This window comes from Lentzea sp. (assembly GCF_036380075.1).
Taxonomy (GTDB): domain Bacteria; phylum Actinomycetota; class Actinomycetes; order Mycobacteriales; family Pseudonocardiaceae; genus Lentzea.
This window is the reverse complement of sequence record NZ_DASVFL010000229.1, coordinates 1-9,982: the sequence shown is the minus strand read 5'-3', so window position 1 is coordinate 9,982 and position 9,982 is coordinate 1. Positions and strand designations below refer to the sequence as shown.

Sequence of the window (9,982 nt, the reverse complement as noted above, 5' to 3'; positions counted from 1 at the left end):
GACTCGTCGCGGAACACCCAGTTGGTGCCCGAGGCGAGGCCGTTCAGCAACCCGCGCGAGCGCAGGAAGTAGACGTAGGCGAAGGCGCCGTAGAAGAACAGGCCCTCGATGCACGCCGCGAAGCAGATCAGGTTGAGCAGGAACGACCGGCGGTCCTCACGGGACTGCAGCTGCTTCAGGTCCGAGATCGAGTCGATCCACTTGTAGCAGAACTCGGCCTTGGCGCGGATCGACGGGATCGTCTCGACGGCGGCGAACGCCTCGGCTCGGTCGTTCTCGTCAGGCAGGTAGGTGTCGAGCAGCGTCAGGTAGAACTGGACGTGCACGGCCTCCTCGAACAGCTGCCGCGACAGGTAGAGCCGGGCCTCCGGCGCGTTCACGTGCTCGTAGAGGTTGAGCACGAGGTTGTTCGCGACGATGGTGTCGCCGGTGGCGAAGAACGCCACGAGCCGGTTGACCAGGTGCCGCTCGGCCTCCGACAGCTTGTTCAGGTCGGCGAGGTCGGAGTGGAGGTCGACCTCCTCGACGGTCCAGGTGTTCTTGATGGCGTCGCGGAAGCGTTCGTAGAACAGCGGGTAGCGCATGGGCCGCAGGGTGAGGTCCATGCCGGGGTCGAGCAGGGCGTTCTTGCGGGAGGTGGTGGACAGCGTGGTCACTGGCAGGCCTCACAAGCTTCGGGGTTTTCGAGAGAACAGGCGATGGCTTCGTCCGACGTCGCCGTCGGGACCGCCACGGTCGCCTGCTGGATGCGCGTCGCCGGGCGGGAGCGCAGGTAGTACGTGGTCTTGAGCCCGGCTTTCCAGGCGTAGAGGTACATCGAGGAGAGCTTGCCGATCGTCGGCGAGGCGACGAACAGGTTCAGCGACTGGCTCTGGTCGACGTACGGGCCGCGGGCGGCGGCCAGTTCGATCAGCGCCTTCTGCGGCAGCTCCCACGCCGTGCGGAACAACGAGCGGACTTCCTCAGGCAGTTCGACCAGACCCTGCGCGGACCCGTCGTCCTGCTTGAGCCGGTTGCGGATCGCGTCCGTCCACAGGCCGCGGGACTTGAGCTCGCGCACCAGGTAACCGTTGATCTGCAGGAACTCGCCGGACAGCGTCTCGCGCTTGAACGTGTTCGACACCTGCGGCTCGATGCACTCGAAGCAGCCGGCGATCGAGGCGATCGTCGCGGTCGGGGCGATGGCGATCAGCAGCGAGTTGCGCAGGCCGTGCTCGCTCACCCGCTCGCGCAAGGCGCTCCACCGCTCGGTCTGCGTGGGCGTGACGCCCCACAGGTCGGGTTGCAGATCTCCCTTGGCGGCACGGGTTTCCGCGAACGCCGGGTGCGCGCCCGCGGACGAGGCGAGCTCGGCCGACGACTCCAGGGCCGTCAGGTAGATCTCCTCGGCGATGCGCGTCGACAGCTCACGGGCCTTCGGCGAGTCGAAGGGCAGGCGCAGCTTGAAGAACACGTCCTGCAGGCCCATGACACCGAGCCCCACCGGGCGCCAGCGCGGGTTGGAGCGCGCCGCCTGCTCGGTCGGGTAGTAGTTGATGTCGATCACGCGGTCGAGGAACACGACGGCGGTGCGGACCGTGGAACGCAGCCGCTCCCAGTCGATCGTCCCCGCGGTGTCGTCGATGTGAGCGCCGAGGTTGACCGAGCCGAGGTTGCAGACCGCGGTCTCCTCGTCGCTGGTGACCTCCAGGATCTCCGTGCACAGGTTCGACAGGTGCACCACGTTGCCGGGCTCGGCGGTCTGGTTGCACGTGCGGTTCGCGGTGTCCTTGAACGTCATCCAACCGTTGCCGGTCTGGGCGAGCGTGCGGATCATCCGTCCATAAAGGTCACGGGCCTTGACCGTGCGCACCGCGCGGCCGGCCTCCTCGGCGCCGCGGTAGGCGCGGTCGAACTCGTCGCCCCACAGGTCGACCAGTTCGGGCACCTCGTCGGGGTCGAACAACGACCACTCGCCGTCGGCCTCGACGCGGCGCATGAACTCGTCCGGGATCCAGTTGGCCAGGTTGAGGTTGTGCGTGCGGCGGGCGTCCTCACCGGTGTTGTCGCGCAGCTCCAGGAACTCCTCGACGTCCGGGTGCCACGTCTCCAGGTACACGCACGCGGCGCCCTTGCGGCGCCCTCCCTGGTTGACCGCGGAGACCGACGCGTCGAGTGTGCGCAGCCACGGCACGATGCCGTTGGAGTGGCCGTTCGTGCCGCGGATCAACGCGCCGCGTGACCGGACCCGGGACCACTGCACGCCGATGCCGCCGGCGAACTTCGACAGCCGGGCGATCTGCTTGTACCGGTCGTAGATCGACTCCAGCTCGTCGCGCGGCGAGTCGAGCAGGTAGCACGAGGACATCTGCGTGTGCACCGTGCCGGAGTTGAACAGCGTCGGCGAGCTGGGCAGGTACGCCAGCGACGACATCAGCCGGTAGAAGTCGATTGCCTCGGACGCGGTGTGCGAGAGACCGCACGCCACGCGCAGCAGCCAGTACTGCGGCTGCTCGATCACCGACCGCCTGGACGGGTGGCGCAGCAGGTAGCGGTCGTAGACGGTGCGCAGGCCGAAGTACTCGAACCGGCGGTCGCCGTCGAGGTCGATCGCGTCGTCGAGCTTGCGGGCGTTGGCGGCCACGAACTTCGCGGTCGCGTCGCCGATCAGGCCCTCCGTGTGGCCGAGCGCGACGCTCTGGCTGAAGGACTGCACGCCCTGGCGGCGCACTTCCTTCTCGATGAACGCCGCCAGCAGGCCGGCCGCGAGCTTGGAGTACTCGGGCTCCTCGGCCACCAGCGCGGCCGCGGTCTGGATCGAGAGCTTGTCCAGTTCCTCGGTCGTCGCGCCGTCGTACAGGCCGCTGATCGTCTTGGTCGCGACCCGCAGCGGGTCGACGTCGTGCAGACCGACCGTGCAGCGCTCCACCGCGCGCACGATCTTGTTGAGGTCAACCGGTTCGAGTGAACCGTTGCGTTTCTTGACGCGCATAGTGGTGGTGACCGTGTCGACCGCCGTCACAGCTCTCTCCTCGCGAGCTCGGGGTGGCCACGAGAGCAGCGAGGAGTAGACGGGCGCGCGCGACCGCCACGTCCTCCCGCCCTCCCTCGGGGCCTCGGACACCCGCACGCGAACGCGCGTGCGGGGCGCTGGCAGGTCTTCGGACTCACGGGCACTGCCGAGCTGAGACCAACTCAGTCGGCTCCTACCGGCCGTCGCTTCCCAGACGAACCTCGTCCAGTGCTTCTGACGGCTTTCGTTCCCGTTCACCGCTGCGGGGCAGTCCCGGACTCACACCGGGTTCCCTCTTGCGACGACCGATCTGGATGATCGGCCGAACCAGCTCTGCGGCACAATACATGGGCGCGGTCGAGTGATCGACACCTACATCTAGTGGGCGTGTCGCCGGGTTGGACCGGTACCCAAACGATCACGGCGCTCGGCGCGCACGGTCTGACGTGGCGACCACAACCCGTTGAGCCGCAGCGTTCCGGCCGCGACGGGATGGGCGGTGTCGAGCCCGTCGCGGTGGTGGACCGGTGTCGGGTCGGGGTTTGCGACGGCCTCCCGGCTGACGTGGTCGCGGATCACGTACGACCACGACACCGACCTCATCGGCACTGTGCACGGTGGCGTGCTGATGAAGCCGGCCGACTCCCTGACGGGCGTCGTGACCGCGTGGCACTTCAAAGGCCGGCAACACCTGCCGTGGCGTGCCGTGTGCCGCGGAAGTCCGCGATCCTCGTCTGCTGTGGACTCGGGCCGGGGCGCCGGTCGACCATCAAGAGCAGCTCCGCGAGCGAACACTTCGCCGTCGTCATGTCGATCACGACGAGGACACAGCCGGACCAGGATTTCCCCTGAGGCAGCGAGATTCGGCCCTGTTCGTCACCTCGGCTGCCGCCGGAGTGCCTCACCGGGCCGCCATCACGGGCCGAGCTCCGGGACGGAGGCCGGCCTCCCGAAGCGTCTGGCAACGGTGTTGCGGCCACGGCGCGGGTACGCCGGACCACCGCAACTTCAACAGCGTTCGTCGCAGACGCACCCAAAAGCCGCGGGACGTGAGACAGTTGAGGTTCACGTTGCCTCGGGTTCACGCCGACAGGCGCCGCTTCGCCTGAGAGCGCACGCCGCCTGGTTCCAGTGGCGGTTCGACGCTCGCGGAAGGTTCACCCCACTCCACGCCCTTCACCGGGCTCAGCACCACCCCCACAAGGGAGACCCCATCACCGCTCCGGCATTCACACCCGCCACAGCCGCTCCGCGCACCCTCACCGACATCTACGGCCCCGACGTCGCCGTCTGCGCCCGCCCCGCCCAGGAGCCGGCGGTGCCGTCGAGCCGGCACCGGAACATCCGCGACGTCCTGTCCGCCCGTCCCCTCGCCGTCGCCGCCGGCACTCCCGTCATCAGCAGTGCCGGTGGCACCGAACCCAACCTGATCGCCATCCTCCGCGATGGTGGTCTGCCCGTGGGCACCGATGCACGGGAGTTCCGCACAGAAGCCGAGTTCGCCACTCGCGTCAGCGAAGCCCTCAGCGACGGCCTGCGCCTGTCCATGGAATACCCGCAGCCCCCCGACGTGAGCCCCGACGAACGTTCGGTGAAGAGCGCCGAACTCGTCGGTTATCTCAACAACAAGGCCAGCATCAGCACCTTCGTGGACCCGCGGTTCCAAGCCCGCCGCCAGATCTTGACGGTCGGCGAACTCGCCGAGGCCGCCCCCACCGAGAAGTCCTGGGTCCTCAAAGCCGCCACCAATGCCGCCCACGGCGCCAGTCTCGACGTCTACCTGCACCGCGCGGGAGACGTCGTGACTTTGCCGGCGTTCACCGATGTCCTCCACGAGGTCGTCGTCGAGGAGTACCTGAACATCGACCGCAACTGGGGCGTCCAGCTCTACGTCGCTGCCGACGGGCATGCCCGCCTGCTCGCCGTCACCGACCAGCGCGTCGACGCCCACGGCGTCTACACCGGCGGCCGCTTCGGGCTCATCGTCCCCCTCCCTGCCGAACTGCTCACCGAATGCCTGGCGGTCGTCCAGCGCGCCGCCGACGTCGGCTACCGCGGCATGTGCAGCCTCGACTGCGCCCAGACCTACGACGGCAAGCTCGTCCTGCTCGACCTCAACTTCCGCATCACCGGCGGCTCCATCCCGCTGCTGGCGCTGCGCACCGTCCGCCCCGACGCCCTCGACCGGCCCGCGGAGTCCACGAAGCTCACCACGACAGCACCGATCGCGGCGCTGCTGGCCGCGCTGCGGCCCGCCCTGCAACGAGGTGGACTGCTGGTCACCGGCGGCCACGACACCCGCCGCACCGACAACCCGGTCAGGCAGACCACGCTCCACCTGATCGTCTTCGGCGACGATCCCGGTGACGTCACCACCCGCCGCTCCACGCTCGAGGCCACGTACAACCACTGAGCCCGGTGAGCCGCCCCGGACCCGGCGGCACCACCTCACCGACACCGGGCCGCCGACCGCCGGACGGACATCCGGCGCATCCGCTTCGCCTGCGGGATGCGGACGAACGCGGTCGGCGCGGTGCAGTCGGCCGACGCGGCTCTCGCCCCGTTACCGGACGCCGAGCGGCAGCGGCACCGGGCAGCACCGAACAGCCGCCCTCACACCCGAGTGACAGGATGCGCAGATGAACACGCGGTGCAGGAACGACGTGAACGTGACGGGCCGCGACAACGCTCCGCTGGTGCTGCTCACCCACGGGTTCGGCGGTGACCGGAACCTGTGGGAGCTGGACGTGCCGGACCTGTCGCAGCGGTGCCGGCCCGAGGTCGTCACCGCGTTCTGCCGCACGGACCCGGCGATCGCGCTGGTGTTCGCGGGCGCACGGTGACCCGATCCGCGGGAAGCGGCGAGGAGTCCGGGAGGCAGACTGCCTTCTCGGCGCTGCTCAAGGACAGCGCCGAGAAACTGTACGAGCACGCACCGTGCGGTTACCTGTCCACGCTGATGGACGGCACGATCGCCAAGATCAACGGCACGCTCCTGAGATGGCTGGGACACGAACACGCGGACCTGCTCGGGTGGCGGCGGTTCACCGACCTGCTCCCCGCCGGCGACCGGATGCACCACGAGGCGTGCTTCGCGCCGATGCTGCGCCTGCGCGGCGAGACCGACGGCATCGCGCTCGAACTGGTGCGCGCGGACGGCACGCGAATGGCCGTGCTGGTCGGCTCGACCGTCAGGACGAGCGCGGACGGCACGGCTCAGTTGATCCGCAGCACCGTCTTCGACGCCGGTGACCGGCGCGCCTACGAGCACGAGCTGCTGCGCGCACGCCAGGAGGCGGAGCGGGAACGCGACCGGGTGCAGCTGCTGGCCTCCACCTTGCAACGCACGCTGTTGCCGCCCTCGTTGCCGGACGTGCCCGGTATCGACATCGCGGCCTACCACCACCCCGCCTCGGCGGACGAGGTCGGCGGCGACTTCTACGACCTCTTCTCCCTCACCGGCGACACGTGGGCGTTCTTCCTCGGTGATGTGTCCGGAAAGGGCGCGGAAGTCGCCGTGGTCACGTCGCTGACCCGCTACACGCTGCGCGCCGCCGCCGTGCAGGAGCCCGGTCCCGCCTCCGTGCTGGAACGCCTCGGCACGGCGCTGCTCAAGGATCAGCACGGCGCGGCGCCGCCGTTCTGCACCGCCATCCACGGCTTGCTCGAACCGGCGGAGGACGGCGCCAAGGTCACCCTCGCGAGTGGCGGGCACCCACCGGCACTGGTGATCCGCCACCGCGGTACTGCCGAGCTCCTCGACACCAGGGGCGGTCAGCTGATCGGCGCGCTACCGGACGCCCGCTTCGTCGAGGTCGCGCTACACCTGCGGCCCGGTGACACACTCCTGCTCCACTCCGACGGACTCACCGAGGCCCGCACGGCCGCGTCCGCTACGACGAGGAGGAGCTGCTCGACTGGGCTGACACCCTCGACGTCGGCAGCGCGACCGAGACCGTGGCCGCGGTGTCCCTGTTGCTCGACAGCTTCGGCGACGGTGTCGACGACGACACCGCGCTCCTTGCACTCAGCGTGCGCCTGCCTGGAGAGAAGAGACCATGACCTCGTTCACCGTCGTCACGCTCGACCTGGAAGCGGGTCCGGTGCTCGAGTTCGCCGGAGAGCTCGACTCCGCCTCGGCTCCGAGCGCACTCCGGGCCGTCGAGGCGCTCTCGCCGCGGCCGGGCCAGCAGGTCGTGCTCGACCTGACCGGACTGCTGTTCTGCGACTCCAGCGGCATCTCCGTGCTGATCGCCGCCCGCAACATCGCGCGCTCGGCGGAGGCCGGCCTGGTGCTCGCCGGTGTGCCCCGGCACCTCGCCCGCACCCTCGTGCTCATCGGGCTGGACACCTTCTTCACCACCTACGCCACCGCCGCACAGGCCCAGGCCGCGTGGCCGGAGTCGCCGACCGGAGGATGAGTGGTGTGCCGGGCACGGGCGCGGGTGCTCGACCGGACGACCCGACAGGAGGGCAACGACCAGGCCTCCAGTACGCACCTCACCAGGGAGGAGGCGTCCGCCGACGGCCGTGGGACGGCGATCGCGCACGCGGTGGACCACATCACCCGGAACCGCGGCGGCACGATCAGCGAGCACGACGTCTACCCGCGCGGCCGCGACCCGCCACGTCAACGTTTTGCCGGCATCTCCTCGGACAGGTGGCGGCCGAACTCGCCGCAGACGGTAACCGGTTCTTCGGTGACCTCGCGGTGGCCGATCCCGAGCCGCGCCATCTCACTGCGCACGTCCTGGGCCGGACCGTGGACCTCTTCGAGCACGAGGGGATCACGGTGCCATGTTCGGCGCGCGCCTCGAGCGTCGGTTCCAGCATGGTGTCGACGGACCAGCTCGACACGTACGTCGTGTCCGGGCAGGCGGGGTTCTTCAACCCGGTGGATACCCACAGCGACCGCGCTCCCGGCGCGGCCAGGCCGCGGCGGCGTCACGTGGCCAGGTACGCCACTTGGACCTCGTGGACGAGGCAAGCAGAACGAGGCGCCCGAGTGGATGCCGGCCAAGTCGAGCCCGTGGAGGCGAGCCGCCTCCGAACCGGTGCGACAGGCGTCGACCACCTCCCGGTACCGGTCGAGGGAGAAGACGAGCGAGACGTTCACGCCGTCCGTGCAGTCGCACGCCGGCCACAAGACCTTGCTGACCTCGCGCACGCTGTCGGTGGTGATGCCGACGACACCGCGATCAGCGTCCGAAGCCTGCTCCGGACAGCAGCTCGCGGGACAGGTCGACACTCCTGCGGCGGCGCGCTCGGTGAGCAGGTGGCCGTGGCCATGATGCCTCCGTGGTCGGAATTCCTCGTGGCGGTCGAGCGAGCACCGGGGTTCCAGGCGCACCAGGGGTCGTGACTGGATGACATTCGGCGCCTGGCGGGCGCCACCGGGAGTCGAGATCGGTTCGGCGTGGGCGGAAGACCTGCAGTTCGATGCCGAAGTACTTCGTCGTCTCCCCTGCACGGTGGATGCCGTTTGGCCGCAAGCGGGCGGTCATGGGCAGATGCAGCCGCGCGGTAGCGCGGACACCGCGGTGGCGGTGCAGTACCGCACGCTGAGCGCGTCATGCCCGGCCCGGGGGTGGGGGCAGACGGCGCAACCGCCGGTCGTGTCGGGCTGGTCGTCGACGTCGATGATCAGAGGTAGGGACGTGGGCATGCAAGACTCCGATGAGCGTGGGAGAAGAGGTGAATGCCGGGCTACGTGATGCGCCCGAGGCGGCACCAGCTCGACCGCTGCTGCGCGACATGCCTTCGGTGACTCCACCCTACCCGGCTTCGCCCGCCGTCTGCCCGGCGCGACGCCGCCGCGGCCGCTCGACAGCGCACCGACCTTCCCTCTCACGCCAGTCCGTCACCCCGATGCGACCGGCGAGGACCCGTCATCGGCGTAGAGTGGAAGTCCGAGGGGACATCACGCATCGGCGACCGAACCCGGTGCCCCCTCCGGAGGGTCAGCAACCCCGCCCGGCTGGTCCGGACGGAGGCGGGAGCACCAGGATGATCTCAGACCCGATCAGCACCGGCATCGACCTGACGACGCCACGCGGCCTGCGGATGACGCGGAGGCCGGACGCGATGTCCGACAGCCAGTTCCCCGGTGGGTGGCGACCTCTCGCCACCGACCCCGCCACCACCGTCCCCGCGCTGAACCCGCCGGACTGGCGCACGCGACCATGACCCGAACCGCACTGTGACAGTCCTCAGTGGACTTGCTCTTCACACCGAACTCGATTCCCCTCCCCCGCACAGGTCGTCAGGCGTGGGCGTTCTCAGCGCCAAGCGGGAGCCTTGTCCTCCTCTGCGTGGACGACCATCGACTCCAGCACGGGTCCTCCGAAGGTGGTGACCATGGGGACGTCCGCGGCGTCCCTGCCTCTGCCGATCACGACCCTGCCCTTGCGGGGCACGCCGTTGCGCGGGTCGAAGGTCCACCAGCGGTCTCCTAGCCAGACCTCCATCCACGCCGCGAAGTCCATCGGCGCGCCGTCCGGCGGCACGTCCAGGTCGGGGAGGTAGCCGAACACGTAGCGGGCGGGAATGTTGAGAGCACGGCAGAACGAGATCGCCAGGTGCGTGAAGTCCCGGCACACTCCGATGCCCGTGGCGTTGACGTCGGCCGCGGTGGACAGCGGCGTGGAGGTGCCGTAGCCGAACTCCAGCGACTCGTGGACGTGCCGGCAGATCGCCCGGACCCTGCCGTAGCCCGGTGGATGCGCGCCGAACCTCGACCAAGCCTCGTCGCCGAGCACGTCGGACACGCAGTAGCGGCTGGGCAACGTGTACAGCAGCACTTCGCCGGGGAGGTCGTCGGGCCACCTCTCCGGAGCGTTCTCGTCGACGTCCTCGACGTGATCGGGCACGTCCGCCCAGGCCGAATAGCGCACTGTGGACAGTCCGGGCGGCAGCACCAAGCGCGCGAGCCAGTTGCCGTAGACGTCGAAGTGGTCGCGCACGGGCACCTCGGGCTCGGCGAACAGGTTC

Annotated in this window: 10 protein-coding genes, 2 pseudogenes and 1 riboswitch; of the genes and pseudogenes, 7 read left to right on the top strand and 5 right to left on the bottom strand. The window is 69.5% G+C overall.

Going from position 1 to position 9,982, the window contains the following annotated elements:
- Positions 1-656 (bottom strand): ribonucleotide-diphosphate reductase subunit beta (locus tag VF330_RS25180; RefSeq protein ID WP_330854144.1); only part of this gene is annotated, 656 nt, incomplete at its 3' end.
- Positions 653-3,001, bottom strand: a complete 2,349-nt coding sequence (locus VF330_RS25175; RefSeq protein WP_330854143.1) for a ribonucleoside-diphosphate reductase subunit alpha — start codon at positions 2,999-3,001, stop codon at positions 653-655. The genes VF330_RS25180 and VF330_RS25175, both read right to left, overlap by 4 nt.
- Before the next feature lie 113 nt (positions 3,002-3,114).
- Positions 3,115-3,339, bottom strand: a riboswitch (cobalamin riboswitch).
- 971 nt (positions 3,340-4,310) lie between these two features.
- On the opposite strand from VF330_RS25175, the gene VF330_RS25170 reads away from it, so the two are divergent.
- The 5 genes and pseudogenes from VF330_RS25170 to VF330_RS42105 all read left to right on the top strand — a co-directional run.
- Positions 4,311-5,405, top strand: coding sequence for a hypothetical protein (locus VF330_RS25170; RefSeq protein WP_330854142.1), 1,095 nt, complete (start codon positions 4,311-4,313; stop codon positions 5,403-5,405).
- A gap of 226 nt (positions 5,406-5,631) precedes the next feature.
- Positions 5,632-5,835: a hypothetical protein gene (locus tag VF330_RS25165; RefSeq protein ID WP_330854141.1), complete on the top strand. Its 204-nt coding sequence runs from the start codon at positions 5,632-5,634 to the stop codon at positions 5,833-5,835.
- 116 nt (positions 5,836-5,951) lie between these two features.
- A pseudogene (locus VF330_RS25160) lies at positions 5,952-6,824 on the top strand (PP2C family protein-serine/threonine phosphatase); the annotation flags it as partial.
- 226 nt (positions 6,825-7,050) lie between these two features.
- Complete coding sequence (locus VF330_RS25155) at positions 7,051-7,413, top strand: STAS domain-containing protein (protein ID WP_330854140.1); 363 nt, start codon at positions 7,051-7,053, stop codon at positions 7,411-7,413.
- Positions 7,414-7,581, top strand: a pseudogene (locus tag VF330_RS42105) (DUF2188 domain-containing protein); the annotation flags it as partial.
- Positions 7,582-7,622: 41 nt separating this feature from the next.
- Here the strand turns inward: VF330_RS42105 and VF330_RS25150 are convergent.
- The gene (locus VF330_RS25150; RefSeq protein ID WP_330854139.1) at positions 7,623-7,772 is read right to left on the bottom strand and encodes a hypothetical protein; all 150 of its coding nucleotides are present in this window, start codon (positions 7,770-7,772) and stop codon (positions 7,623-7,625) included.
- A gap of 229 nt (positions 7,773-8,001) precedes the next feature.
- Between VF330_RS25150 and VF330_RS25145 the strand changes: the two genes are divergently transcribed.
- Positions 8,002-8,283 (top strand): hypothetical protein, encoded by a 282-nt coding sequence (locus VF330_RS25145; protein WP_330854138.1) that lies wholly within the window; start codon positions 8,002-8,004, stop codon positions 8,281-8,283.
- Positions 8,284-8,492: 209 nt separating this feature from the next.
- Here VF330_RS25145 and VF330_RS42100 read toward each other — a convergent pair whose 3' ends face one another.
- On the bottom strand, positions 8,493-8,657 hold the full coding sequence (locus tag VF330_RS42100; protein ID WP_414675451.1) for an RGCVC family protein: 165 nt from the start codon (positions 8,655-8,657) through the stop codon (positions 8,493-8,495).
- 341 nt (positions 8,658-8,998) lie between these two features.
- On the opposite strand from VF330_RS42100, the gene VF330_RS25140 reads away from it, so the two are divergent.
- The gene (locus VF330_RS25140) at positions 8,999-9,178 is read left to right on the top strand and encodes a hypothetical protein (RefSeq protein ID WP_330854137.1); all 180 of its coding nucleotides are present in this window, start codon (positions 8,999-9,001) and stop codon (positions 9,176-9,178) included.
- Positions 9,179-9,270: 92 nt separating this feature from the next.
- On the opposite strand, the gene VF330_RS25135 is transcribed toward VF330_RS25140, so the two are convergent.
- On the bottom strand, positions 9,271-9,982 hold a 712-nt coding region (locus VF330_RS25135), incomplete at its 5' end, for a transglutaminase family protein (protein ID WP_330854136.1).

Bases quoted from the DNA above. Each gene is read 5' to 3' on its own strand.
- VF330_RS25155 (WP_330854140.1), top strand. From the start codon at position 7,051: ATGACCTCGTTCACCGTCGTCACGCTCGACCTGGAAGCGGGTCCGGTG.
- VF330_RS25140 (WP_330854137.1), top strand. From the start codon at position 8,999: ATGATCTCAGACCCGATCAGCACCGGCATCGACCTGACGACGCCACGC.
- VF330_RS25145 (WP_330854138.1), top strand. From the start codon at position 8,002: ATGCCGGCCAAGTCGAGCCCGTGGAGGCGAGCCGCCTCCGAACCGGTG.
- VF330_RS42100 (WP_414675451.1), bottom strand. From the start codon at position 8,657: ATGCCCACGTCCCTACCTCTGATCATCGACGTCGACGACCAGCCCGAC.
- VF330_RS25165 (WP_330854141.1), top strand. From the start codon at position 5,632: ATGAACACGCGGTGCAGGAACGACGTGAACGTGACGGGCCGCGACAAC.